Genomic DNA, 26136 nt, shown 5'->3' with positions numbered 1-26136 from the left:
ATATGGAAAAACAAACAACATCCCGATTTAAAGTCACCATGATAAGCTGCGTGTTGATGGTTTTGTATGGATGCTATCCATCGGAAGAGTTGAATGTGCCGGTGAAGAATCCGGAGATAGCATTGACCTCTGATCTTGATGTTTATATCGATGAAAATTTCACGCAGGAGTATGGCATGGCCATTCGGTATAAGTTTGTCGATAATTTTGTTCAACCCGGCCAGCGAGTCTCACCACCTAGACTGGAGGTTGTAAGGCCAATGCTGGATTTCATAGAGGAATTTTGGATTGGCCCCTATGAAGATGTAGGAGGTGGAGATGATTTCTTCAGGGATCATGTTCCAGCTGAGATTGTATTTCTTGGTGGGCTGATATTTAATAATGACGGGACAGTAACCTTAGGTACAGCCGATGCTGGAGCCCAGATCACCTTTACAAATGTCAATGCCATTGATGTGGATGATGAAGATTGGAGAACACTACAACTCCAAACCGTATATCACGAGTTTGCACATACAGTACATCAGAGATACAAACTGCCGAACGCATACGAAACGATTTCACCAGAGGGATATACCGGTCCGGGCTCATGGTTTGTATTGTCAGACGAAGAGGCACTTCAAAGAGGATTTGTATCGCCTTACGCAACAAGTTCTCCCAATGAGGATTTTGCTGAAACGGTATCATTCTATCTCTTTGATCCTGAATTTGAAACCAATTTCACAGTACTTGAGGAAAACTGTGAGACGGATGATTGTGTGAGCAGGAATGAAGGAAAATCAAGGATTGCAGAGAAACTTTCATCCATCATAGATCACTACCAAAATGTGACAGGTGTAGATCTTGAAGAATTAAGAGCGGCCATCCAGAATAGACTATGAGAAAAATTAGTCACATAGGGATCATTATATTCATTCTGAATTTATCTGGTTGTGCCAACGATGAGGGTGCCAATCTTCCATCTGTCGAAGATCGGGTCAGCATCGCAGTTCAAGAGCTCAGGGATAAACTAACCGAGCCTGAAAGCGGATGGAGACTAGATTATAGACCAACGGTTGAAACGGGTACTTTTCTTATATTGTTGAACTTCAATGAAGATGGGACGGTGCGTATTCAATCAGATGTGACGGTGAATGACGGAGCGTTTATCGACCATGTGATAGCGTATCGAATAGATAGCTCACAAGGTGTAGAGCTCATTATGGAGACCTATGGCGTGTTTCATTATTTATTTGAACTACAGCAAGCTTCCTTTGGTGGAGAGTTTGAATTTATATTCGAAGGGGAGGAAAATGGAAATTTGATATTCTCCAGCAAGACTGATCCATCCAATGATGTTACAGAGCTGGCCTTTATTCCCGCTTCAGCATCTGATAGTGATCTTATTTCTTCGGTGGCAACAGTAACGTTGGGCGAGGGGCGTTTTCAAACAGAAGACCTAGGTGGAATCGGTAGTTTTGGAACTTTTAATTTTCATCTTCAAGATCAGGACTATCTATTATCAACTGTATTTGATCTGGAAAGAAGAGCTGTTAAGTTTTTAGGTATTGCCGAAGGAGCAGAAACGAGTGAAGTAATAGCTAATGAAAATATCGAGGAAATAGATTTAGAAACTACATTTAGCCTAAGCAATGAACGAGTCATTCTTGATCAGCCTGTTACCGCCACGCTCAATGGAAATGTATTTGAAATTAATGAATTACCGATCGGAGAAGCAATCAAGTCTCTGAAAAGCTATTGTGTAGACCAGGAAGACTCGATTGTGAGTTTCAGTGCATCAAATTCTGATATAGGAAGCTTTGAAGCCAGCAGTTCGCTTTTTCAAGTGGCTAATAACTTTAAGGTAACTCCGAATGATGTGTATTCAATCAACCATATTTTTCTTTACGATGAGGATGATAACTCTATCTCCGATCAAATTGAAGCGGTATTTCCTGATGTCGTTGCTTTTCAATGGTACCATGGTGTAGAGGTAGCTGATAGTGTATTTAACGGAGTGGGATTTGTGGTTTTGGATGAATTTAACAATGCAGAATTCTTTTTAAGGGGATTTGATTTTACCCAAAGTGGAAACTTCATACAAATCACCTTTAATGGAAATGATTTGATTACGGAGGATAATCCTACTCAGGAGCAACTGGATGGGTTGGACCAATTGACTGATCTACTATTTACCGGAGGTGAAATTTACGTGCTTGAATTGTTAAATATCGACGGTCTCTTTGAATTTTATAATCCCTGCAATAAGCATAAAGGGTTTCTATTCTAGCTGACGAAGCTACTTTTAATTGATTTGGTTTCTTTCTATTTCAACCGATCATCACAACTTATTTTTGATTTTCAATACAATCCATCAAATTGGATGCTCAAAACCAAATGACCACTGAAATGTTCTTTTGGTTTACGAATCAGGAATGGAGCATTCCTTTTGGCTATTATTTGAAATTCAACAAACATGAAACTCACTAACATCTTATCATTTATTGCGATAATGTCTATGCTAGGATGCAGCACAAAAGAAAGCATGGAAAGCAAGGAATTTAAAATTGAATATGAGAAATTCACCCTCGACAATGGACTAGAGGTTGTTTTGCACGAGGATCACTCAGATCCGATCGTTGCGGTGGCTACTTTGATGCACGTAGGTTCTAATCGGGAGAAACCCGGAAGAACGGGATTTGCACATTTCTTTGAACATATGTCATTCAATGATTCTGAAAATGTACCCAGAGGGGCCAACAGAAAATTGATTCCTGAATGGGGAGGAAGCAGAAACGGTGGTACCTGGTCTGATGGCACCATCTACTATGAAGTAGTGCCTAAGGATGCATTTGATAAAATTTTGTGGATCGATTCTGACCGATTTGGCTACATGATCAATACTGTAACAGAGGATGCACTTGAGGCTGAGAAGCAAGTGGTAAAAAATGAAAAACGCCAACGGGTCGATAATGCACCCTATGGCTACACGGATGAGGTAATTCGTAAGAACCTGTATCCGGATGGCCATCCCTACAGTTGGACCGTAATTGGATCGTTACCAGATCTGCAGGCCGCCACATTGGAAGATGTAAAGGAATTTTATGAGCAATACTATGGTGCTGGAAATGCGACGTTGGTAATTGCTGGAGATATTGATCCAACTGCCACGAAAGAAAAGGTACAACGATGGTTTGGTGAAATCAGAAAGGGGCCTGAAGTTGAGAAGCCTCAACCTCAACCAGTTAATCTGGAAGAAACCTGGTCACTCTTTTTTGAAGATAATTTCGCAAAGCTCCCCGAGCTAAGAATGGTATACCCAACAGTAGAAGATTACCACGAGGATATGTATGCACTGAATGTGCTTGGACAGCTACTGAGTGGTAGCAAGAAAGCACCTCTTTATCAGATTATTGTAGAGGAAGAGAAACTAGCACCGAACGTTTCCACCTATCAAAATTCAAATGAAGTAGCAGGAGAATTTGTCTTTAGAATCAGAGCAAATGCTGACACAGATTTGGATCGTGTAAAAGCTGCAGTGGAAGCTGGATTAGCTCGATTTGAGGAAAAAGGAATTGATGAAAAAGATCTGCAACGAATTAAGGCTGAATTGGAAACAAATCTATATCAGGGAGTGAGTACGGTCTTAAACAAAGCATTCCAGTTGGTGATTGATAATGAATTTGGAGGAGACCCAAGTTACATTACAACAACAGCCAAACAGACACAGGCTGTCACTGCAGAAGATGTGATGCGTGTTTATAATAAATACATCAAAGGTCAGAATTATGTGATGACAAGTTTTGTTCCTGCGGGTCAAAAAGACCTGATCGTAGAGGGAGCACAAGAGGCTGAAGTATGGGAAGAAGAAATCATGGCTGATGTGGCAGCTGAGAATGTATCCAGGGGAGAGGTTGCTGAATATGAAAAGACGCCATCGGAGTATGATCGTTCAGAACCAGAATTCGGTGAGTTGCCACTATTAAAATCACCAATAGTTTGGAGTGATAATCTGAACAATGGCATGATGGTTTTTGGTATAGAGAATACTGAACTGCCATTGGTTTATTTTGATGTTACGTTGAAAGGAGGTCATTACCACGATCCAATTGAAAAAGCAGGTGCAGCCTCATTGCTAGCAGGTTTAATGACAGAAGGAACCGTAACTAAGACGCCTGCAGAACTTGAAGAGGCTATTGGGCTCCTAGGTGCTTCAATTGATGTCCGATCAGGTGCTGAGGAAATAACGATTTCGGCTTCATGTCTTACACGAAATTTTGATGAAACTTTTGCGCTCGTAAAAGAAGTAATTCTGGAACCTCGATGGGACAAAAAGGAATTCGACCGATTGAAACAGTCGAGGATTACTCAACTGAAAGGAAGGGAGGCAAGTCCAACTGCCATTGCATCAACTGTTTTCAATAAGCTATTGTATGGTGAGGATCATATTTTAGGTTACTCAACTTTAGGGACACTAGAGACTGTCAAGAGCATTACACTTGATGATTTGAAAGATTATTATGGTTCAAATTTCTCTCCCGCAATCGCTAGTTTCCATGTAGCAGGAAATGTGAATAAGAATCAGGTGATGGAGCAACTTCAGAAACTAAATTGGGAGTCCAAAGACGTGCAGATTGCTTTTTACCCTGAACCGAAAAACGAAATAGCTGGCAACCTTTATTTTATCGATTTTTCCGGAGCAAAGCAATCCGTTATATATGTTGGAAAGCAGGCGATTTCAGGAGTAAATCCTGCTTACAATGAATTGACTTATGCCAACGAAAAATTAGGAGGAGGTTCCAGTGGACAGCTTTTCCAAACCCTCCGAATCGAAAAAGGATATACCTATGGGGCCTATTCCTATATTCCGCAGCGAACATCCATAGCTCCTTTTACAGCAACCACAAGCGTAAGAGCAAATGCAACACTTCCTTCACTGGAGATCATGAAGGACATGATTGCTAACTATGGCGTTAACTTTTCAGAGGAAGATGTAGAGGTAACAAAAACCAAAGTTCTGAAAGCCAACACTCGAGCGTTTGAAAGTCTGGGAGCCAAGCTTAATATGCTTCATGAAATAAGCACGTTCGGAAAAGCGCCAGATTTTATGGAGAAGGAGCAGGCAGAACTAACAGCCATGACACTGGAAGACTATAAACAATTAATTGCCGAGTATATGGATGAAGGTGAAATGATTTATTTAGTGGTTGGTGATGGTGAAACTCAATTAGATGAAGTAAGGAAGCTGGGTATGGGAGATCCGATTATTTTGGATATAAAAGGTCAACCGATTGCTCAGTAAGAGAAGTAAGCTCCAGTTCATATTGAACTGGAGCTTTGCTTTAAAACTTACTTATAACATTTTTTAGGTTTTCCTCTTCCTTTAAGTTTTCACTTTTATATTTCTTGAGGAATTTTACAAATTCAGGAAATTTTTCCTCCTCCTTCAGCTTACCACCTTTTTTTTTAACCTTTAATTCAGTCGCTATTTCTGGATTATCTGCCTTTCGGACAACATACTTTTGATGATGAACATATTTGTCTGGTGTAGCTTCTATAATCCCTTGATTTGGTTTTCCTTTTTGGATGAAACAATGGTATAGTTTCAGCAATTGAATCTTTTCTGTATCCACCAGTAGCTCCCCAAATTGCCAGCCATCCTTTTCCTCATTTTTTATACGAATAAACTTTCGGTCATCTCTTTGGAACCAATCAATTTGACGACATTCATGTAAACGACGATACTTGCCATCCAAATTGACAATGAGTTCGTTTAGATATAGGTGATAATTACCTGAAGGAGCTTCAAAGTATGCACCATTGTCTCGCTTAAACTGAATCTTTTCCCAGGTTTCAAACAAAAATGGGGTTCCCTCAATCTTATAGTTATCATCTTCAATAGTATATTCCAGCATCACTGGAACACCATCTACAGATTGACCCATACTCACGAAATTTATCCTCTGCGCGGAACAGGTAACAATGGAAAGTAGGGTTAAAGTTATGATTAGGTTAAAATGTTTCATAGTTGGTCATTAATTAGAATTACTCCATTTCCATCGCACTTTCCACAGCGTCCGTTATTTCCTGCATCTTTCGTTGGGTATATTTTCCGGAGGTGGCGTAGACGATTTTGCCGTTAGGATCCAGCACATAAAAGTATGGCAAATCTTTGCCATCAAAGTTCAGTGCCTCCTTATACTCTTTTAGTGTCCCCTTGTAAAACAGCACATTCGGTTGCATCCTTTCATCAATTGTTTTCTTTAATTTATTCATCACCTTCTTGTAAGCAGGCCGCTTGGCACCAGTAAACATAGGAACGAAGTAGGTGTATACATCGAAACTAAAATCAAATGGCCCAGGATTAGGGTTTTTATAGATGAATTGATTGTAAACCGGCTCAAACCATCCTTTTAGGTAGTCTTCAGCCTTTTTGGAGTATGCTAGCCCAACGAGACTGTATTTACCACTGATATCTTTAGGCAGATCTACAAACTCATTGGTCAGCGTCTCGGCTTCCATTTCAGGAAACGGGTCTCCAACCTGAGCATTCAGTTGTGAAAGCGATGTAATTGAGATTACCAGGGTGATTGCAAATATTTTCTTCATAGGGTTACCTTTTCTAATGTTTAAACTACTTATGGTTAACGAAAGAATCTTATTTCTATCATTATTTTTCTAAATTTCGTCCAATTATCAATTAAAACAACCATGCAGTACCGAAGAATCAGCTATTCACTCATTCTATTTCTTATTGGCTATTTGGCATTCGCTCAGGCACATCGTGATGCTTACAATCAGGGAATGCAAGCCATCAAGTTTCAAAAGTATGAAACCGCTATAGAAAAATTTAAAGAAGCCATAAAGATCAACCCTCAATATTCAGATGCCTGGTTTTACCTTGGTAAGACCTATGATTTTTTAAACAGGACAGAAGAGACAATCAATGCATATCGAAATCTTGAGAAAGTAGATCCGGATTACAATTCCAGCATTTACTATGATATCGCAAAATCTTACATCGAACTAGATAATTTGAGAGGTGCCCGTATTTATATAAAAAGATACCTGGATCGTGCTCCTAAGAGCCCAAAAGCAGCAAAGCTTATTCACCTTGCAATGAATCGGTTAAACTACATCGACATCAGTCAGGAATTGAGAGCCATGCCGCCAAATACCTCAGAGCCTGAACCAATTGCCTCAGTCAACAGTATTTCGGGTGATTACATGCCTTCAGTAAATCCTACTGGAACGCGATTGTACTTTACAAGTGTCAGAAAAGGAGGATTTGATTTTAAGGATGAAAACAGTGCAGAGCTTGATTTTGGAGAGGATATTTACTATTCCAAGCTTTTAAATGGTCAATGGAGTACTCCGGAGCTTCTTCCTAAACCAATCAACTCCATGGCAAATGACTTTGGTTCGGCCTTTACTGGGGATGGCCAAAATATGGTGTTTGTAAGGTGTGATGAAAATGGAGCAATTGGAAGCTGTGACCTCTACATTACACAATTGAATGGGAATACCTGGAGCAATCCGGAGAATATGGGAAACGTGGTGAACGATGAAGAGTGGGACAGCCAACCAACCATCAATGCCGACGGTAATCGTATCATTTTTACATCCAGGAGACCGGGAGGCTATGGAAATTCAGATTTGTACATGGTAGAGAAGAATCACCTGGGTCTGTGGGGAATTCCTCAAAATCTGGGGAGTATCGTCAATACACCACTAACTGAGAATAGCCCCTTTCTTGCTGCAGATGGTAAAACACTCTATTTCTCGTCAACCGGGCACCCGGGAATGGGAGGAGCTGATGTGTTTTATACTGTTTTTGAAAATGGAAAGTGGTCCACACCGAAGAATTTGGGTAAACCGATCAACTCCAGAGGAAATGATACCAATTTCAGTATATCAGCATCTGGGAATGCCTACCTGGCTTCATCCAGACTTGATGAGAACAACTTTGATATTTTCAAAGCAGAGCTACCAGATGAGCTTAAGCCAAAACCAACAATCGTTGTACAGGGTATCGTATCAAACTCAGAGGATAAAAAGCCGCTCAGCGCACTGGTTTTAATTGAAGACTTGAACTCTGGTGAGTTAATAGCAACCAATAAGAGTAACGAAGCAACGGGTGAATACCTGGTTGTGCTTCCTGCTGGAAGGGATTACAGTGTGTCTGCCAATGCAGAAGGGTTTTTCTTCTACTCGCAAAGCTTTGAGTTACCAAAGGACACAACATATGCAGAGATTACTAATGATATTGCTTTGGAACCAATTAAAAAAGGAACCAAAGTGGTATTGAATAACATCTTCTTCGAGGTTGGTAAGGCTGAGTTGAAACCAATAAGTTACGTGGAACTAAGTAAGGCCGTGACATTGATGAAGAATAACAGAACGATGAAGATCGAGGTGGGAGGTCATACCGATAATGTGGGAGCCGAGTCTACCAATCAAAGCTTATCTCAGCGAAGAGCCCAATCTGTTGTGGAGTATATGGTACTAGCAGGAGTGGAGAGAGAAAGGTTGATCGCTAAAGGATATGGTGAAAGTGTTCCACTAGCAGATAATAGCACCAAAGAGGGTCGTGCTAAAAACAGAAGAACAGAGTTTGTGATTGTGGAGTTTTAATCAGAAAAAGGAAAGCGAATCTCACGATCATTCACTTCAATAAAATCGTGTGTTTCAAGCAATAAACTAAGCTGAGGAGCCACTTCCTTCATTCGTGAAAGGAGTGGCTTTTTTTCATTTAATCCATGGATGAACACCAGCTTGTCCGGCACCTTCCGGCTTACATAGCTTTTTACGAAATCATCATCCTTTGTGATAATCACATATCCTTTTTGGATGGCTAACCGTCGGAGTTGATCGTCAATAACCCGCTGCTTTTTTCTTGCTTTCATTTCGTTTACATGCATGGCATTGAGTGAAAGGGCTCTCATTGTTTCAGCAAGAACTGGAGGCAAATTTTCATCAACTACGAATTTCATCTGACGGGTTATGATTCAAAATTGATAGTCTTTGATTCAAATTTCACAGTTAAGCCAGTTTGAATCTACGATTCTTGTAATGAGGATATGGTTCCTCTAAACCGCTTAAAGCAAATATTATGAAAAGAAAATTTAGATTGATGCTTTTTGCATCGATTGCTTCTACAATAGCAATGTTAATCAGCTGTGGAGAGGATGGAGATGGAGATAAATTAAATGTAACGATATCTACAAGTGCGCCGACCAATATAACAACTTCTAGTGCAACCCTCGGAGGGAGTGTAAACGGGGAAGGTGTCATTTCTACTGGTATCGTATTAAGCAATGCTGGTAATCCTGATTTAGAAAACGGGCTTGCCTACCCGTCAACCAGCACATCCGGATCATTTTCAGTCTCCGTAACCGGTCTTGCAGACAATTCCAATTATTTTGTAAGAGCCTTTGCCCTTACGGAAGGTGATGTTGTATATGGGGATACGAAGAGTTTTACTACAGAGGAAAATGACACTACTGCACCAACTCTGGTATCCATGACACCAGATGGTACAAGTACACCGGTTTCGGTGAACACTGAAATAGTTCTGACTTTTAGTGAGCCGCTGGATATAAATTCATTTGTCACTCCAAGTCAAGGCTCAAACAATAATATTTACCTAAGTGGTGGGCTTTACGGAAATGATGTGCCTTTCACTATTTCTGCAAGTGGAAATGACATTATTCTTACACCTTCTGAAACATTGGATGGAGGAGAATTGCTTTACAGCTATGGATTAATTCCTGATGACATTACTGATCTGGCTGGAAACAGTCTGGACATAGAAGCAGGTGAAGGAAGTGGATCTTTCGTAACGATAAATTCACCATTAACAGTCACAAGCATTACCCCGAATGATGATGAGACGGGTGTGTATTTAGGTGAAAATATCGTAATAACCTTTTCGGAATCACTGGATCCCAATTTCGTTAATGCGGATGCATTCACACTTTACTCCAATAGATCAGGTCAGCTGAGCGGTAATGTTACGGTCTCTGGCAACACAGTAACCTTTGAGCCGACAGGGGAACTGGATGACTTAATGACCGGCCACAATTTTTATGTAGCAGGTTATGGCTCTTCCCAAATAAGAGATACAAATGGCAATTTCTTGCCAGACGAGGAATCCGTTTCTTTTGCTACGGAAGCTTTTTCTGAGAATTACTATTATGAATTTGATGGAAACTACGGATACCCTGCAGATAATTTGGATATCACTCATGATGGAGGAATCACATATACCATTAATGTGTCCTCAGGTTCAAATTATACATCCATGTCCTGGAGATTTGTGCGAACGACCTATCAGGGGAAAGATGTATATGCTATCACAAACAAAGTAGTAGACAATAATGGTCACAGCCTATTTATTGAGGGAGCAGCGCCGGATGATAATGAGAAGATATTAATGGCACAGAGACCTTCATCCACCAACTGGTATACCGGGCAAATGTGGTCAGTAGAGTGGGCGGGCAACAACAGTAATGGTTTTCTGTTAAAATCTGAATTTCATGATGCATATCTGAGTAGTGTTGACTTAGATATCAATGCCACCATTGCTGCATCTCCATATGAACATGAATGGTTGGTGACAAGGAGAGGAACCTACACAGGTAATTAGTCAAAAAGCTATGAGCCCAAGCCCCGTAAATGGGGCTTTTTTGGTTCTAAAACTCTGTAATTAGCGTCTTATAAACCTGATCTACAGGCAAACCCACTACATTAAAGTAAGAGCCCTTGATCCACTCCACGCCAATCAGCCCGATCCATTCCTGGATGCCATAGCTTCCTGCTTTGTCCATGGGTGAGGCAGTCTGTACGTAATGGATAATCTCCTCTTCAGTCAACTCGTGAAATTTCACCTCTGTTAGGTTAGAAAATGAAACCTGCTTTTCTTCATTACTAATGCACACCCCAGACATTACCTGGTGAATTTTGCCTGATAAAAGTTTTAACACCTTGCATGCCTCATCCTCGTTTTGAGGTTTTCCCAAAATCTTATCTGTGAAAATCACCACCGTATCAGCAGTGATGATAGCCCCACTTTTAAAAGCTTCTCTGTGTGCTTTATTCTTTTCGATAGCAAGGTATTCGGCTACCCTAGATGTCTCCAGATCCTCAGGGAATACTTCCTCAAATTCAATGGTCTTGACAGTAAAAGTGAAGCCGACTTGTTCAAGAAGTTGCTTTCTTCTGGGCGATTTTGATGCTAGAATGAGGTTATTGAAATGCTTCATCAAAGAATGAGTTGAATTCGTCCTCTTTTATAGACCCAAACAAGAAACCGCAAATCACTTTTGGATAAAAGTAAGTACTTTTCTGAGGAAGCGTATACCCACTATAGCACACATCTTTTACGGTTTCAATGGAGATGTCCTTAGTGATGATGGCGCACTGTGCTTCATTCAGGGTGACAGACTGCAAACATTTTGCAAAGTTCCGCTCAAAAATGAGGTTTTTACTTCCACGCTGATCTTTTCCTTTGATACCCAGGCACTTTTCAAATACGAAATAATGCATCACAGTAAGGTCAAGCTCTTTGATTGTTCTTGGAAAATCCCATGATATCGTATCGATCATTTCCGGTTTCAAGCGAATCTTGAAGGCCTCATCACCAATTAAAAGCCCAAACGCCCACTTCTTACCAAGGATCACTTCATTGACATCATATGCTTCCTCAATGGGTTTTATGAAGAAATATTGATCCAGCTTTTGGAACAAATCCTCTTTTGAAAAGTCGGGTAGATCTTTTACCACCCGATGCGTTGGAAGAATTCGTAAATCATCTGATTCAGTATTTGTGAAATACATTAAATGATAGTTATATCCCTCCTTACCGGTATGATTGGGATTGTTTTTGGCCCGCTCTTTTTGATAGAGCAATGATCCCTCGTATCGATGGTGGCCGTCAGCAAGGATGATTTGTTTGTCTTCAATGATCTCCATGATCCGCTTAATGATCTTTACATCATGGATGACACTAAACACATCCCGAACGCCCTGGTAGTCCTCTGTTTCGTAGAGCGGATCCATCATGGCCTCATCCAGGTATTTTTCAATTTCATGAGTTGGGTCAGTGTAAAGTCCGTGAGTTGGACTTACATTCAACTGAGTTCTGTCCAGGATATCCATCCGATCACTGACCGAAAACGGCATGGTGTTTTCATGCCTAAGAAGTACTTTCTCAGGCCAATCGTACACTCTCAGGTTGGCAATGAAGCCCTTTCTGATTCGCTCTCTATTAGATCCTGGAAGGGTAAAGTACTGGTAGTAGACATAAATAGCCGGAAGCTCATCTTGCTTAATGATTCCTTCTTTTTTCCATTCGATGAGTCTTCTGGCTGCTCCACTAATTGCATCATCACCCCGTGGCACTGAAAGGTGGATGCTATTATATTTTTCCTGATATAATGCTACTCTCTGGTTTTCAGAAACTACATCAAACAACGGAGACACTAGTTTATCTATGTCCTCAATTAGGTTGGTATTGTATCTCCACGCACGAAAGGGCTTAATCTCTGCCATTAATTACGCGCTCGTTCTTTCCATCTACTTCTTGTTTCCTTTTGCTCTGCTTTTGAGACTTTTTTAACCGATTGGTTTACTATCTCATTAGCTACCAAAGCAGCAACTTCAGCCGATTCCCTGGAAGTTTTTTTCTTTAGCACCTCCGGCTTGTAGTGCGACTCAACAAACTTGGTTGTGAATGAACCATCTACAAATTCCTTGTGGCCCAGCACGAAATCACAGAATGAAAGGGTTGTTTTAACCCCAGTGATCTGGTATTCTGCAATGGCACGTCGCATTCGGTCGATTACTTCACTGCGATCTTTTCCATAGGTAATTAGTTTCGCGATCATTGGGTCGTAATAGATGGAAACATCCTGACCTTGCTCATATCCATCGTCCACGCGCACACCTGCACCCTGAGGCCTGATATATGTTTTTAATGTACCTGTGTCCGGCAAGAAGTTGTTCTCCGGATCTTCTGCATAAACACGTACCTCGAGACTGTGTCCATAAATTGATAGGTCGTCCTGGTTAATGCTTAACTTCTCTCCATTGGCAATCGCTATCTGTTCTTTTACCAGATCTACACCAGTTATAAGTTCTGTAACCGGATGCTCCACTTGCAACCGGGTGTTCATCTCCAGAAAGTAAAAGTCCAGATGTTCGTCAGCGATAAACTCCACTGTGCCTGCTCCAAAATAGCTGCAGGATTTTGCAACGTTTACTGCAGCTTCACCTATTTGCTTTCGCTTCTCTGGAGTCAAAACGGCTGAAGGAGCTTCTTCAATAACCTTTTGGTGTCGTCGCTGAATACTGCATTCACGTTCGAAGAGATGAATAATGTTTCCATGCTGATCGCCAAGGATTTGCACTTCGATGTGTTTAGGAGAAGAGATAAACTTTTCTATAAATACTTCATCATTGCCAAAGGAATTCCGTGCTTCACTCATGGCACGGTCCATTTGCTCTTCAAAGTCTTTTGGGTCATGTACAATACGCATCCCTTTACCACCGCCTCCGGCACTGGCTTTGATCATCACAGGATAACCAATGTCATTAGCTACATTTTTGGCTTTTGTTATGTCATTGATAGGTTCATCCATTCCAGGAACTAGGGGTACATTAAACTTTTGCACCGTCTGCTTGGATGTGAGCTTATCGCCCATGATTCGGATGGCTTCAGGGGAAGGACCAATAAATATAAGACCTTCTTTTTCCACTCTTTCTGCAAAAGAGGCATTTTCGGACAAGAAACCATACCCCGGGTGGATGGCATCCGCTCCGGTTTGCTTGCATGCATCAATGATTTTATCCTGAACCAAATATGATTCCGAAGCTGCTGCCGGACCGATATTTACCGCTTCGTCCGCATACGACGCATGGGGAAGCAACTTATCAGCGTCACTGTAAACTGCTACTGTTTTGATTCCCAACTCTTTAGCGGACCGCATAACACGGATGGCGATCTCTCCTCTATTGGCTACTAATATTTTCTTTATAGACATAATTCAATCGTTAGCGCAAGTTTATTGAAAAGCCGACATTCATTATATGCGCATTCCTGCTAAATTTGCAACTTGTTTGAAAAAGAGACACAAGTAAATGGATTTATTTGAGAAACTACTCAGTGATAAAGGTGCGTTAGGTCAGTATTCCTATCTGGATCAGGATTTGAATTATTACTTCTTTCCAAAGCTGGAAGGAGAGATACAGCCTCGGATGAAGTTTAAAGGTGAAGAGGTTTTGGCCTGGAGTTTAAATAACTACCTGGGACTTGCCAATCACCCGGAGATAAGAAAAGCCGACACAGAAGCCACTGAGAAATGGGGACTGGGCTATCCAATGGGTGCTCGAATGATGACTGGAAATTCAGACTATCACGACCAGCTGGAACAAGAATTGGCCGATTTTGTAGGCAAACCAACCGGAATGCTATTAAACTATGGCTATCAGGGAATCATGTCAGTGATCGATGCATTGGTGGATAGAAAGGATGTGGTGGTATATGATGCGGAATGCCACGCGTGTATTATTGATGCCCTGCGAATGCATATTGGTAAGCGATTTGTTTTCCCACACAATGACATTGAAAACTGTGAGAAGCAACTAAAACGCGCGACGAAACTTGCAGATGAGCAAGGAGGGGGTGTGCTGGTCATAACAGAAGGCGTATTTGGTATGACTGGAAATACTGGTAAACTGGATGATATCGTAAAACTGAAAGAAAAATTCAACTTCAAGCTTTTAGTAGATGATGCACATGGTTTTGGTACGATGGGAGACACTGGAGCTGGCACTGGTGAGTATTACAATTGCCAGGATGGAATAGACATTTACTTTTCTACGTTCGCAAAGTCAATGGCCAGTATTGGTGCATTTATCGCCGGACCAACCGAAGTGGTTAACCACCTGAGATATAAGGTACGTTCGCAAATATTTGCTAAGTCACTACCAATGCCATTGGTGATAGGAGGCTTGAAGCGACTTGAGATGCTTCGAACAATGCCTGAATTGCGTGAAAAGCTTTGGACCATCGTAAATGCAATTCAAAACGGATTTAAAGAGCGTGGATTTAATATTGGAACGACGAACTCTCCCGTAACACCTGTAGTAATGAATGGGGACGTGATTGAAGCGTGTAATATGGTGGTGGATCTACGTGAAAACTATAAGATATTCTGCTCGATGGTGGTGTATCCGGTGATACCGAAAGGTATGGTCATCCTAAGAATCATACCAACCGCCATGCACACACTGGAAGATGTGGAACAAACCCTGAACGCTTTTGAAGCTGTTAAGCAGAAGTTGAATAGTGGAGTATATAAAGAAGCTGGAGTAGAAGGAGCAATGGTCGCAAAATCTTAATATTTCTATCATTTAAACTGTTTATTATCGATTTTAGGCCTATATTGCCAGAACTTTAAAATTTATCGATAACCTTAATTACCTTATAACAATGAAAAGATTTGAACAACTTAAGTCAATGGTTGAATCACTAGAAGCTGATTTCGAAAAGTTTTATGACAAAGGAAACAATGCCGCCGGTACTCGTGTAAGAAAAGGTATGCAGGAAATGAAAAACCTAGCGCAAGAGATCAGACTAGAAGTTCAAGACATCAAGAACAAAGGATAATCGATTAACAACCGAAACCGATAAAGAAATTAGGGAGCTGAGAGGCTCCCTTTTTTTATGATCGATATAAAATAATGCTGCTCATTTTATCTATCTTAGATTACAACTGGATACTCATTACCGCGTTTACCATCGAAATTGAAGAAGTTGTATGAATGATTCTGAACTAAGGGAACGCCTTTTCACTGAAGGCATCATGACATTTGGTAGTCTTGATGAGTTCGAAAAATGGCTGGGAACACAATCTCGAGATTTAAATTGGAAAAAGCCCAAAGACCTTTTAAACACTGAGGAGAATACGCAACGTGTGATTGATTTGCTAGGTCGAATGAGGGAGAAGGCTTAGCAATTAATTGAAATACTCTTTCCATTTCTCCACCAATGCAATAGAAGCATCAAATAATGGTGGTTTAACTGTTCTGTTGCATATACCAATAGCTTCCAACCCCGCTTTGAGCGAGCTAGGGTTGCCTTCCTCAGCCAGCATATCATACACGACTTTCAAATCATCGTTTAGCTTGTTTGCAGTGTCATAATCGCCTTTTAATGCCGTGTTGACCATGGTGGTGTATTCTGATGGCATCAGGTTACCAATAACAGAAATCACCCCTTCACCGCCCATTTTGATGATGTCATAAGCGAGCCCATCGTCCCCGGAAAGCAACATGAATTCATCAGGTCTGTTGTCTGCAATCTCTTTACATTGATCCAGGTCACCGGAAGCCTCTTTCATTGCTATAATGTTTGCGTGCTTTGCCAGTTCCAATGTAGTATCTGCTTCCATGTTTGACGCTGTGCGTGATGGTACATTATATAGGATGATCGGATGGGGAAAAGCGTCAGCAAGGAGCTGGTAATGTCTGATGATTCCTTCCTGTGAGGGTTTGCTATAGTAGGGACTAGCAGAAAGGATACCAGCCAGTTTATAGTCTTTCAGGTCTTTAGATTTCTCAATCAGATCATAAGTATTGTTGCCGCCCAGGCCAAAAACCACTGGCTTACTGCCCCGCAAATGATCCAGAACAAACTGCAGGATCTCCAGCTTTTCTTTCCAGGAGAATACGGGAGATTCACCGGTCGTTCCCTGCACGACGATGTAGTCAGCATTTCCCCTTACAATATGATCAAGTAGTTTTCCTAGTGATGAATAATCAATAGTGTAATCAGCATTCATTGGTGTGGCCAATGCCACCCCCGTTCCTTTCAGTTCTGCTTTCATGGGTCACAAAGGTATGAATCGTTGGAGATAGTTTGCTCAAATCATCTTTAAATACCTGACAATATTAGCAATGGCTTTTGGCTTGTTTTCATCCATTTTTAGGGAGAGCTGTAGCAGTTCATTATACTGCTCAGCTTCAAAGCCCACCTTGCATATCGCATTGCTTAGCGCCAGTACGTACTTGTAGTTAGGATTTTCGGAAGTGTCCAGCGAGAGGAGAAAATCGAAAGGTTGTTTAATGAAGAAATCGAGGTGGTCTTTTTTCACCGTGCCGGTGGGGGAGATGTCCTTCTTGCAGAAGACCAGCTTGTCCTCGGAGGGCTTATCCGAAAAGCCCATCCTGGCTATATCTTTTCCATCATTCTTTAGCAGCTCTTCCAGCTTATCGATGGACTCGGCTTTGAACTCACTGGTGTTGTAAAGCACACCGATCTGTGATGATTCAGCATACGTGCAATGTTCCTTATCGGCAATGGTTGGCTTGCCTTTGTGCTTAAGGAAGAGGTTTTTAATCATGCGTGTAAAAGTTCTCTAAATGAAGACTCGTCCAAGATGGTTATACCCAGCGAATCTGCTTTTTCCTTTTTGGCCGGCCCCATATTGGCACCTGCCACCAGGTAGTTGGTTTTAGAAGAAATGCTGCTGGCAACCTTTCCTCCGTGCTGCTTGATCAGGTTTTTCAATTCATCTCTCCCGAATGTTTCAAAAACACCTGACACAACAAATGTAAGGTCTTTGAGTTGATCGCCTGCACCTTCTTGTCGCTCTATTTTGAATGACAGCCCGGCATCTTTCAATCGCTGCACCATGGCCAGGTTTTCTTCATCTTGAAAATAGTCTACCACACTCTCAGCGATGCGATCGCCGATCTCGTGCACGCATACGATCTCTTCAAAGTCCGCTTCCATTAGACGATCAATCGTCTCAAAATGTTGAGCCAATTTTTCAGCCACTGTCTTCCCGACATAACGTATCCCCAATCCAAACAGCACCCGCTCAAACGGGATCTCCTTCGACTTATGAATGGATTCGATGATGTTTTTGGCGGACTTTTCTTTGATCGACCGTTTCGTGGTTTCACCCGTCACCTCATCCACCTCTTCAAATTGCAGGTTGTTAATGTCTTCAAACGTAAGCGAGAACAGGCCACTCAGGTCTTTAATGAGGTCCTTACTCAAAAATCCGGCAATCGTACGTGGACCCAGCGACTCAATGTCCATCGCGTTCCGACTAATGAAATGCTCGATGCGTCCCTGCACTTGCGGTGGGCAGCCCATATTGTTCGGGCAGTAATGCTGGGCTTCTCCTTCTTTTCGGATGAGCTTCGTTCCGCATTCCGGGCATTCGGTGATGTACCGGATCTTCACTAAATCGGGAGAGCGGCTTTCCAGGTTTACGCTGGTGATCTTCGGGATGATTTCTCCGCCTTTTTCCACGTTCACACTATCACCGATCCGTACATCCAACCGCTCAATTTCGTTGGCGTTATGCAAGGAGGCTCGCTTTACGGTGGTGCCTGCCAGCAGTACCGGTTCCAACTCTGCTACCGGCGTAATGGCTCCCGTTCGGCCCACCTGGTAGGTGATGTTATTGAGTTTGGTGATGGCAGATTCCGCTTTGAACTTGTAAGATATTGCCCAGCGTGGGTTCTTGGCGGTGAATCCCAGCTCAGACTGTTGAGCGATATTGTTGACCTTGATTACAATACCGTCTGTTTCTACCTCCAGCTTGTGCCGCTCCTGATCCCAGTGGTTGATGTAATCAAACACCTCATCAATGGTAGAGCAGTTTTTATATGTCTGTGATACATTGAAGCCTGCCTTCTCTAGGAATTTCAGGGATGCTTCATGTGTGTCGAAGGTATTGGTATCATCCAGATAGGAGTAGAGGTAGCAGTCAAGTTTTCGATCGGCCACAATTTTGGAGTCTTGCATCTTCAAGGTGCCGGAGGTGGTGTTTCTGGCGTTAGCATAAAGAGTAAGAGCACTTTTGCCCTCTGCTTCTCGTTGCTCATTTTCTCTTTTCACTCCTTCATTCAGCTCGATGAACTGTTGCTTAGGCATAAACACCTCACCCCGCACTTCAAAGGATGCTGGGTATTCTTCACCCCTGATCTTAAGAGGTATAGAGCGAATGGTTTTGACATTGGTGGTGATATCGTCACCTTTGGTGCCATCACCACGGGTGACCCCTTTGACCAGAATTCCATTCTCATACCTCAGACTGATTGCAACACCATCAAATTTGAGTTCGCAGATGTATTCATAATCATCTGTGCCTAGTCCTCTTTTCACCCGGCCGTCAAAATCAATCAACTCTTCTTTTGAATAGGTATTACCCAGCGATAGCATGGGGTATTTATGTACAACATTTTCAAACTCTTTTGTAATATCACCGCCTACGCGGCTGGTGGGGGAATGTGAAAGTTTTAACTCAGGAAAATCATTTTCGAGCTTTTCCAACTCTTTCAGTTTTTGATCAAACTCAAAATCAGATATTTCCGGATTTGATTCCTGGTAATAGAGGTAATTGTGGTGATTTAACTCCTCCGTGAGTGCTTCAATTTTCTTTTTTGCTTCAGCTGCTTTCATCGAAAACAAATCTATTTCATTCGTTTAGATTATCTATGATTTTTCATTGTTCAAGAATGCATACCCTTCTATTTTTGGAAGTCAGATCAGCAAAGCATTGGAAAGAACAGAACACATTTTAGCGGCAGCATACGCCCATTTTTCAATCAAAGGATATCATGGAACCACGCTGAGTGATATTGCTAACTCACTCAAAATGAGTAAGAAAACCATTTATTTTCGTTTTCGGAATAAGGAGGACTTGTTTGTGGCTGTTGGTAAATGGAAGTTGAATGAGATTGTTAGGCAGTCATTGCAAGTGATTTATTCTGATCGATCTTTTGTAAGGAAACTGGTTGATTACCTGGAGATGGTATTCGAAAATGTTCGCCACATCAATCCAAATGTTCTGCGAGAGGTAGTGGTAGATAAGGGGCATTTGTCTGAGATTGTTTCAGATCACCTATATGGAACTGTATTTGAGCGATTTGCCGCATTGATTGAGCAAGGCAGGAAAGAGGGTATGATCGATGAACGTGTTGATCCTATGGTAACCCTCCTTCTTTATAGTCAAACGTTAAAATCATTCTTATTTGACAAGCCTTCTAATTACCCTCAAGTACAGTTGGAAAAGGAGTTTCATGTGTTTTTATGCAAACAATTGCGGAGCTTTTTCAGGGGTTTGCTCTCGAAAGAAGGAACCATTCAGTTTGATGAACTTTTTGACCAACGTGCTCATTTAGTGAAGGCTTATGCCTGATTGAAAACTATCTTTGCCTTATGCCTACATACAAGGATCACCTGAGTTCCCTGCCCATTTTTTCAACGGTCTCCAAAGCTGCGCAATCACTAGGAGTTGATGCTTACGTAGTTGGAGGTTATGTCCGAGACATAATCCTTAAGCGCCCTTCTAAGGACGTAGATTTTGTGTGCATAGGGAGTGGAATAGCACTGGCGAAAGCTGTTTCCCAATCGCTTGGCAAGGATGCCAGTTTATCGACCTTTAAAAATTTTGGTACTGCTGCTATTCATCATGATGGCTTTGAGTATGAGTTTGTGGGTGCTCGAAAAGAGTCGTACCGAAGTGACTCAAGAAACCCGATCGTGGAAGATGGGACACTGGAAGATGACCAAAACCGCAGGGATTTTTCAATCAATGCAATGGCTATCAGCCTGAATGAAGGAAACTATGGTGAACTCCTGGACCCATTTGATGGGATGGAGGATCTGAGGAATATGCTGATTAGAACGCCACTGGAACCGGGCATAACATTTTCCGACGACCCATTGCGAATGCTTAGAGCCATCCGATTTGCGACTCAGCTACAGTTTGATATTGAACCAGGCACATTTCAGGGAATCATTGACCATGTTGATCGTATTTCGATTGTTTCCCAGGAACGCATTACTGATGAGCTGAACAAAATCATTTTAGCAGATAAACCCTCATACGGATTTCAACTCCTTTTTCACAGTGGATTGTTAAAGCTGATATTCCCTGAGATGGCAAATCTTCAAGGTGTTGAGAAGATCAACGGGAAGGGACATAAAGATAATTTTTATCATACCATTCAGGTACTGGATAATATCTGTGAGATGACAGATGATTTATGGCTGAGATGGGCAGCTATCCTGCATGATATTGCCAAGCCGGCTACCCAGCGTTTCAATGAAAAGGTGGGCTGGACGTTTCATGGACATGAAGATTTGGGAGCTAAATGGGTGCCGAAGATTTTCAAGAAACTGAAACTCCCGCTGGACGACAGAATGAAGTATGTGCAGAAGCTTGTTCGGCTTCATCTGAGACCAATTGCGCTGGTAAACGATCGCGTAACTGACTCTGCTGTTCGAAGAATGGTTTTTGAAGCAGGAGAGGACGTTGGTGATCTTATGACATTATGCAAGGCAGATGTCACCTCAAAAAATCCAGAGCGGGTGAAGAAATACAGAGGCAACTTCAAAAAGGTGGAAAAGAAGATCAGTGAGGTAGAGGAAAGAGACCGGATCATGAATTTTCACCCACCGATATCAGGGGAACAAATCATTGAAGTGTTTGACATCAAACCATCCAAAGTGATTGGTAATATCAAGAATGAGATCAAAGATGCTATCCTAGATGGGCGGATTAAAAATGATGAAAAGGAGGCTTTCGATTTAATGTTAAAAATTGGTAAAAAACACGGGCTTGTAGCCAGGGATAAATACATTTCAGGCTCCAAAGACAAATAACTATGTTTGCACGCTGTTAGATTAATTATGAATATGAAAAAACTACTTTTTATACTTGGTGTTGTTACTGTTGGTTTTGCAAATGCCCAAAGCCAGGAGATTGTTCCTGGTGACTCTATTCCCTGGGAGCTTCGGAAGCAATCTTTTATTTACAATACGGCTAAGATGTTCAACGATCCCGTTGTAGCCAGAACGGCTTTATACAACTTGTTAGCTGAAAACCCTGGGAATGTAGCACTATACGATTCGCTTGCATTACTTTATCTACAGTATAATCAGAATGCTTCGGCAGCTTTGGTGGCTCAGCAGGCTTTGCAGATTAATCCCCAGGATCAATTTGCAATGGAAATAGCCGCTACCGGTTTCGATAATTTAGGTGCTAAGGACCGAGCTTTGAATAACTACGAAAAACTTTACCTGGCAAATGGCGACATTAATACACTTTATAAAGTCGCCTTTCTGCAATTTGAGCTTGATAGATATGCTGAGGCTAATACCTCATTAGATATTATCATGGGAGACCCACAGTCAGATAAACGCACCATCCGTTTTCCTACCACTGATAAAAAAGGGCAGGATGTCAAACTTAAAGTGGCCGCTCATAGGGTAAAAGCAATGATACTGGAAGATAAAGGAGATACTGAGGGAGCCAAAGCTAAATACCTGGAGGTATTGGAAATGCATCCTGGATTTCAGATTGTACAGCAGCAGCTAAGGGAAATGACAAAACCCAAAACAGACGGGGAGTAACTCTTTACTCCTCTGATTTGTTTTTTAAGGATTCCAGCCAGTTTAAGAGTTCATCATAAACCTTTTGGTGAGTTTGCGCTAAGACTACCATGGTTCCTTGAAATGAGGCACTAACGGTGGCTATAGTCTGTCCTTCATCAGATTCTAAAGACCAAACGTAGATTCTCTTAACCATTCTTGCCTTGCTTGTCCAGGAAAGGGTATGAGGCTTTTTGAATGCCTGTATCTGGGACGTACCGTGCGATCGCCCTTGCACCCATTTGAAAGTGGAGCCTTCAGCTTGTTCACCATCTAGTGTTACTTTCTTAACATCACTCATCCAGTTTGGCCAGTCTTCCATGTCCACGAGGATATCCCAAACTTTATTGATGTCGGCATTGATAATCGTTGAATGCGAGTCTCGGATGCTAGCGTTCTCGTTAATCTGACCTTTTTGAGCGAGTGCGTTAAGCTTTTTCATGCGTGATCTTTTTCTAGGCTTTATAAGCTAAGTTATTCAACTTCCGAAATTTCCCCGTCATTTTTAGTATCCTTCTTTATAAGACCGGAAGTCATTACCAGGCTGGTTACGATAATTACAAAAAGAAGAATGCCGGATTTGAAACCTTCAAATTTAAATTCTTCCGGGATAGAGTAGAATAAAAGCAATGTGATAAGACCTCTTGGTCCAATAGCTATAGCTCGTTTGAGGTTGTCATGTTTATATGGTAAGAAAGATAAAAACCTACTGATGTAAATAACGGCTATAATGGCTGCACTGATGATGGCAACCTTTATATCTAATAGGGTAGATAAGGCGATAGAAAATCCAAAAATGACAAAAAAGAAGGTCCTTACCACAAACGCCGATTCAATAGTGATCATGAGGAATGCTTCCCTGATGTTCTCAATTGCCAGGGGGCGAAGGTATTTCTTGAGCCTTCCTACAAAGAATAGTTTGTAGTTGTTAAGGATTAACCCAAACACCAAAATAATAAGGAGAGATGAGAGGTGCATGAGCTTGCCAATGCTAAACAGAAGGAATAATACCCCAATCATGAGGAAAAGTTTGACCTTGGTTTCCATATTTTGAAAAATATAGATCAGCACGTAGGAGAGGATCACAGAAGTAACGATGGTAATTACAAGACTAAATGTAAAGTCTCCCAGAACAATCACATTGCTGGTGGGCTGAGCCAATTCTACCAAAAAGTAAAAAATCATGATGCCCAGAATATCCGAGAAGGTGCTTTCATAGATATGAAATTCTTCATCTTCTTCATCCAGGTTTACTACAGAGGGGATAACGATTGCACTACTGATTATCGATAAAGGTGTGGCATAAACAAGCGCCGTGGACCATTCCATGTTTTTAAATGAGAATATGAGTATGCCAGCTATGCTAAACATGCAAATCAGCAACCCTGCCAATGCAATCACAAATGATTTGGTGATGAGTCTGAATTTTTCCTTTGCAATTTTGAGTTCAAGAGCAGCTTCCAATACGATCAGTATCAGGCCGAGTGTTCCCAGAACTTCCAGTATCCGTATCCTATTAAAAATGTCGAGAATCGTTTCTTTCTCTACTCCCAGAATTCCAATGAATTCTCTACCTACCACACCCAGTAAAATCAGCAACAGAACTGACGGAATATTGGACTTCTCCGAAATGCGATTAAATAGATAGGACAGAATAATGATTATCGAAGAAGCGATGATGATATAGTACTCCATTTCTATTTATTAGCTGACTAAATTAACAATTCAATCTTAGTGAATGGAAATAGGAACTAAATGATTCACTTAGAAGTTAGATTTGCCAATCTTAATTTTAAGAAATGGAAAAAGCCACATTTGGATCAGGGTGCTTTTGGTGCACAGAAGCAATGTTTCAACGGTTAAATGGAGTTTCTAATGTGAAATCGGGTTACGCTGGTGGATCTATGAAGAACCCCACTTACAAAGAGGTTTGTTCTGGTAAGACCGGACATGCTGAGGTCATTCAATTCGAATATGATCCAGATGTCATCTCATATGATGAATTGCTTGAGGTTTTCTGGAAGACACACGATCCCACCACGTTGAACAGACAAGGGAATGATGTGGGAACACAATATAGATCCGTAGTTTTTTATCACAATGAAAAACAAAAGGAGTTGGCAGAGGCCTACAAATTGAAACTTAATGAGTCCAACATTTGGCCAGACCCAATTGTAACGGAGATTTCACCGCTCAATGATAATTTCTACCCGGCGGAAGTGGATCATGACAACTATTACAATGAAAACAGCAGCCAGCCGTATTGCGCTTTTGTGGTAGCCCCGAAAGTTGAAAAGTTCAAAAAGGTTTTTGCTGAAAAGCTCTCTTAATTGTAGTGCTTACTAAGATGATGGACATGTAACCTTATTTTGTCTACTCTGGAGGTTACGTGCTTTACATACTTGAAAAGCTCGGTCTCAAGTAGGTATACCTGGCCATCGTATGAATTGTATCCAACATCATTTGCGGTTTCCTCTGCTTCTTTTTCTATTTCACGCATAGCTTTGCATTCTTCGCCCATAAAGGTGATGAAGCTCTGCGTATCATACTGTTCTTCAAATTTCTTGATGTCCTTCAGTGTCTTTTTTATTTCCTTGTCATCGCTGGTTCGGGACAGCTTTACCAAAACATCGTAGAGTACAGAATCATAATGATGGATTTCATTAAGAAGATTAAGTATTTTCCCTCTATACGTCTCGTCTGTGCATAGTTGTTGCAAGCCCTCGTAAGAGGATAGCTTGTCTGCTTCCAGATCCCAATCGTAAGTAATTTGATCTATCTTTTCATCCAAACGCTCTTCCTCCTGTGCTAAACCACAGATCGAAAACAACAGAAAAGCGCTAAAAAAAATGGTTTTCATAATTTTAAGCTCTAGATAACTGGTTAAATCAAAATTCGATCCAAAAAAGATTGAATGACGCTAAGATATGTATTAGTCCCTATTCGATTTCTACGTATAAAGCCTGATTTTTGGATTCCTGTTTGACTGTACTTAACTATTAATACGATGAATAAAACGATATATTTTTTATTTGTAATGGTCTCCTGCACTATTTCAGGTCAACAATCTTCAGAAGTTATTAGTGCGGAAAAGCTAATTGAATTGAAAAGTGAGGGTATAAAGGTTATTGATATACGAACAAAGGGGGAGTATGACCAAGGACATATTCCTGGGGTTATTCACATTGATTTTTTAGGAGATGATTTTTTAGAGAAGATCAGGAAAGAGGGTGCTTCAGAGCCTATCATTATCCATTGTGCTAGTGGGGGGAGAAGCGCAAAAGCTGCTAAAATATTGAAAGAGGATGGTTTTGAGCGGGTTTACGATTACTCAGGAGGTTTTAAGGAGTGGTCCTCCAAAGGCCTGGAAATTGAAAGGGAGTGAGGTGCTCATCCGGAAAACGAGCATTTGATAGTGTGGCTTTGGCAGAGGAAGCTCTGATTCAGCATCATATTAGAAATGATTATAAAAAAGGTGAAGGGCCAATTAATGTTTATGAATGCAGGGAGTGTGGAAATTGGCATTTTACATCCAAAGGCACTGAGCATGAGCTTTTTAATGACAAAAAAATTGTAAAAAGGATTGAAGGGGAAAGGAGAGCGTTTCTTTGGGAGCAAAAGTTTAGATAAAAAAAGAACCGCTCCGTTGGGCCGAAGCGGTCCGGATCCAACGTATTTATTATGAGAAGATTAATAATTAG

26 protein-coding genes are annotated in these 26136 nt (G+C 41.3%); 14 read left to right on the top strand and 12 right to left on the bottom strand.

The annotated features are described in order from the left end of the window. Positions 1-2: 2 nt before the first annotated feature. From ACP14Y_RS00835 to ACP14Y_RS00825, 3 genes are all read left to right on the top strand, one after another. A complete protein-coding gene (locus ACP14Y_RS00835; protein ID WP_424961076.1) occupies positions 3-881 on the top strand; it encodes a substrate import-associated zinc metallohydrolase lipoprotein in 879 nt (292 codons plus the stop codon). Next, entirely contained in the window at positions 878-2269 is a 1392-nt protein-coding gene (locus tag ACP14Y_RS00830; RefSeq protein ID WP_424961075.1) for a DUF4302 domain-containing protein, read from the top strand. Before ACP14Y_RS00835 ends, ACP14Y_RS00830 begins: the two co-directional genes overlap by 4 nt. A gap of 186 nt (positions 2270-2455) precedes the next feature. Continuing rightward, positions 2456-5281, top strand: coding sequence for a M16 family metallopeptidase (locus ACP14Y_RS00825; protein WP_424961074.1), 2826 nt, complete (start codon positions 2456-2458; stop codon positions 5279-5281). Positions 5282-5321: 40 nt separating this feature from the next. Here ACP14Y_RS00825 and ACP14Y_RS00820 read toward each other — a convergent pair whose 3' ends face one another. Both ACP14Y_RS00820 and ACP14Y_RS00815 read right to left on the bottom strand, forming a co-directional pair. Further along, positions 5322-5924 carry a hypothetical protein gene (locus ACP14Y_RS00820; RefSeq protein WP_424961073.1) on the bottom strand — a complete coding sequence of 201 codons (603 nt, stop codon included), beginning with the start codon at positions 5922-5924 and terminating at the stop codon, positions 5322-5324. Positions 5925-6024: 100 nt separating this feature from the next. Beyond that, complete coding sequence (locus tag ACP14Y_RS00815; protein ID WP_424961072.1) at positions 6025-6588, bottom strand: hypothetical protein; 564 nt, start codon at positions 6586-6588, stop codon at positions 6025-6027. Positions 6589-6690: 102 nt separating this feature from the next. On the opposite strand from ACP14Y_RS00815, the gene ACP14Y_RS00810 reads away from it, so the two are divergent. Then, a complete protein-coding gene (locus tag ACP14Y_RS00810) occupies positions 6691-8613 on the top strand; it encodes an OmpA family protein (RefSeq protein ID WP_424961071.1) in 1923 nt (640 codons plus the stop codon). Here ACP14Y_RS00810 and ACP14Y_RS00805 read toward each other — a convergent pair. Further along, positions 8610-8972: a DUF5615 family PIN-like protein gene (locus ACP14Y_RS00805; RefSeq protein WP_424961070.1), complete on the bottom strand. Its 363-nt coding sequence runs from the start codon at positions 8970-8972 to the stop codon at positions 8610-8612. The genes ACP14Y_RS00810 and ACP14Y_RS00805 overlap by 4 nt on opposite strands. A 119-nt stretch (positions 8973-9091) precedes the next feature. On the opposite strand from ACP14Y_RS00805, the gene ACP14Y_RS00800 reads away from it, so the two are divergent. Further along, positions 9092-10627 carry an Ig-like domain-containing protein gene (locus ACP14Y_RS00800; protein ID WP_424961069.1) on the top strand — a complete coding sequence of 512 codons (1536 nt, stop codon included), beginning with the start codon at positions 9092-9094 and terminating at the stop codon, positions 10625-10627. 46 nt (positions 10628-10673) lie between these two features. On the opposite strand, the gene ACP14Y_RS00795 is transcribed toward ACP14Y_RS00800, so the two are convergent. Genes ACP14Y_RS00795 through accC form a run of 3 tightly spaced genes read right to left on the bottom strand, consistent with a single transcriptional unit; the run spans position 10674 to position 14024 of the window. Further along, on the bottom strand, positions 10674-11243 hold the full coding sequence (locus tag ACP14Y_RS00795; protein WP_424961068.1) for a Maf family nucleotide pyrophosphatase: 570 nt from the start codon (positions 11241-11243) through the stop codon (positions 10674-10676). Next, positions 11227-12531: a DUF1015 domain-containing protein gene (locus ACP14Y_RS00790; protein ID WP_424961067.1), complete on the bottom strand. Its 1305-nt coding sequence runs from the start codon at positions 12529-12531 to the stop codon at positions 11227-11229. Before ACP14Y_RS00790 ends, ACP14Y_RS00795 begins: the two co-directional genes overlap by 17 nt. After that, positions 12531-14024: an acetyl-CoA carboxylase biotin carboxylase subunit gene (accC, locus tag ACP14Y_RS00785; protein WP_424964412.1), complete on the bottom strand. Its 1494-nt coding sequence runs from the start codon at positions 14022-14024 to the stop codon at positions 12531-12533. The genes ACP14Y_RS00790 and accC overlap by 1 nt, the downstream gene beginning before the upstream one ends. Before the next feature lie 94 nt (positions 14025-14118). On the opposite strand from accC, the gene ACP14Y_RS00780 reads away from it, so the two are divergent. From ACP14Y_RS00780 to ACP14Y_RS00770, 3 genes are all read left to right on the top strand, one after another. Continuing rightward, entirely contained in the window at positions 14119-15381 is a 1263-nt protein-coding gene (locus ACP14Y_RS00780) for an aminotransferase class I/II-fold pyridoxal phosphate-dependent enzyme (RefSeq protein ID WP_424961066.1), read from the top strand. A gap of 91 nt (positions 15382-15472) precedes the next feature. Next, the gene (locus ACP14Y_RS00775) at positions 15473-15649 is read left to right on the top strand and encodes a histone H1 (protein ID WP_349562265.1); all 177 of its coding nucleotides are present in this window, start codon (positions 15473-15475) and stop codon (positions 15647-15649) included. Positions 15650-15800: 151 nt separating this feature from the next. Continuing rightward, positions 15801-15995, top strand: coding sequence for an antitoxin Xre/MbcA/ParS toxin-binding domain-containing protein (locus ACP14Y_RS00770; protein ID WP_424961065.1), 195 nt, complete (start codon positions 15801-15803; stop codon positions 15993-15995). Between the two features lie 3 nt (positions 15996-15998). Here ACP14Y_RS00770 and dapA read toward each other — a convergent pair whose 3' ends face one another. The 3 genes from dapA to ligA are packed head-to-tail and all read right to left on the bottom strand — an operon-like array spanning position 15999 to position 19459. Further along, the gene (gene dapA, locus ACP14Y_RS00765; protein WP_424961064.1) at positions 15999-16868 is read right to left on the bottom strand and encodes a 4-hydroxy-tetrahydrodipicolinate synthase; all 870 of its coding nucleotides are present in this window, start codon (positions 16866-16868) and stop codon (positions 15999-16001) included. 36 nt (positions 16869-16904) lie between these two features. Next, positions 16905-17384, bottom strand: coding sequence for a DUF6913 domain-containing protein (locus ACP14Y_RS00760; protein ID WP_424961063.1), 480 nt, complete (start codon positions 17382-17384; stop codon positions 16905-16907). Next, entirely contained in the window at positions 17381-19459 is a 2079-nt protein-coding gene (ligA, locus tag ACP14Y_RS00755) for an NAD-dependent DNA ligase LigA (protein WP_424961062.1), read from the bottom strand. The genes ACP14Y_RS00760 and ligA overlap by 4 nt, the downstream gene beginning before the upstream one ends. 97 nt (positions 19460-19556) lie before the next feature. On the opposite strand from ligA, the gene ACP14Y_RS00750 reads away from it, so the two are divergent. Genes ACP14Y_RS00750 through ACP14Y_RS00740 form a run of 3 tightly spaced genes read left to right on the top strand, consistent with a single transcriptional unit; the run spans position 19557 to position 22417 of the window. After that, on the top strand, positions 19557-20198 hold the full coding sequence (locus ACP14Y_RS00750; RefSeq protein ID WP_424961061.1) for a TetR/AcrR family transcriptional regulator: 642 nt from the start codon (positions 19557-19559) through the stop codon (positions 20196-20198). 20 nt (positions 20199-20218) lie between these two features. Next, positions 20219-21667, top strand: a complete 1449-nt coding sequence (locus ACP14Y_RS00745) for a CCA tRNA nucleotidyltransferase (protein ID WP_424961060.1) — start codon at positions 20219-20221, stop codon at positions 21665-21667. Between the two features lie 33 nt (positions 21668-21700). Continuing rightward, on the top strand, positions 21701-22417 hold the full coding sequence (locus ACP14Y_RS00740) for a tetratricopeptide repeat protein (RefSeq protein WP_424961059.1): 717 nt from the start codon (positions 21701-21703) through the stop codon (positions 22415-22417). Positions 22418-22421: 4 nt separating this feature from the next. Here the strand turns inward: ACP14Y_RS00740 and ACP14Y_RS00735 are convergent, their stop codons facing one another. Together ACP14Y_RS00735 and ACP14Y_RS00730 are read right to left on the bottom strand one after the other, a co-directional pair. Continuing rightward, on the bottom strand, positions 22422-22877 hold the full coding sequence (locus tag ACP14Y_RS00735; RefSeq protein WP_424961058.1) for an SRPBCC family protein: 456 nt from the start codon (positions 22875-22877) through the stop codon (positions 22422-22424). Between the two features lie 32 nt (positions 22878-22909). Next, a complete protein-coding gene (locus tag ACP14Y_RS00730; protein ID WP_424961057.1) occupies positions 22910-24130 on the bottom strand; it encodes a cation:proton antiporter in 1221 nt (406 codons plus the stop codon). A gap of 104 nt (positions 24131-24234) precedes the next feature. Here ACP14Y_RS00730 and msrA point away from each other — a divergent pair, with 104 nt between their 5' ends. Then, entirely contained in the window at positions 24235-24765 is a 531-nt protein-coding gene (msrA, locus tag ACP14Y_RS00725) for a peptide-methionine (S)-S-oxide reductase MsrA (RefSeq protein ID WP_424961056.1), read from the top strand. Here the strand turns inward: msrA and ACP14Y_RS00720 are convergent. Continuing rightward, complete coding sequence (locus ACP14Y_RS00720) at positions 24762-25295, bottom strand: hypothetical protein (RefSeq protein WP_424961055.1); 534 nt, start codon at positions 25293-25295, stop codon at positions 24762-24764. The genes msrA and ACP14Y_RS00720 overlap by 4 nt on opposite strands. Before the next feature lie 147 nt (positions 25296-25442). Here ACP14Y_RS00720 and ACP14Y_RS00715 point away from each other — a divergent pair, with 147 nt between their 5' ends. Further along, on the top strand, positions 25443-25820 hold the full coding sequence (locus ACP14Y_RS00715) for a rhodanese-like domain-containing protein (RefSeq protein ID WP_424961054.1): 378 nt from the start codon (positions 25443-25445) through the stop codon (positions 25818-25820). Continuing rightward, on the top strand, positions 25817-26065 hold the full coding sequence (locus ACP14Y_RS00710) for a hypothetical protein (protein ID WP_424961053.1): 249 nt from the start codon (positions 25817-25819) through the stop codon (positions 26063-26065). The genes ACP14Y_RS00715 and ACP14Y_RS00710 overlap by 4 nt, the downstream gene beginning before the upstream one ends. Positions 26066-26136 lie beyond the last annotated feature (71 nt).

The organism is Ekhidna sp. (assembly GCF_965247405.1).
Lineage (GTDB): Bacteria > Bacteroidota > Bacteroidia > Cytophagales > Cyclobacteriaceae > Ekhidna.
This window is presented reverse-complemented; position numbering and strand designations above follow the sequence as displayed.